The following is a 305-nucleotide window of genomic DNA, read 5'->3' on the forward strand; positions in this document are numbered from 1 at the left end:
AATCGCGGTTGGAATTGCCACGGCCGGCGCCGACATTATCACGTTAAGAGGATTCGATGGTGGTACTGGTGCTGCAAGAATTCACGCTCTTCAATATGTCGGGCTTCCAGTTGAAATCGGTGTTAAAGCAGCTCATAATGCCTTGTTGGAAGCTGGAATCCGTGACCAAGTAGAGATTTGGGCAGATCGCGGTATTAAGAGCGCCAAAGATGTAATTAAAGTGATGCTTCTTGGAGCTAATCGTGTCGGATTCGGTACTTTATCAATGATTGCCATCGGCTGTACATCTTGCCGTGGCTGTCACT

General features: G+C 47.9%; 1 protein-coding gene. It reads left to right on the forward strand.

Annotated elements, in window-relative coordinates; translation table 11 throughout:
- Positions 1-305, forward strand: a 305-nt coding sequence (locus PZE06_RS27815; protein WP_275792375.1) for a glutamate synthase-related protein, incomplete at both ends; no start/stop codon positions are given.

Origin of the sequence: Robertmurraya sp. DFI.2.37, assembly GCF_029211245.1 — a bacterium.
In the GTDB taxonomy this organism is placed as follows: domain Bacteria; phylum Bacillota; class Bacilli; order Bacillales; family Cytobacillaceae; genus Robertmurraya; species Robertmurraya methanolica_A.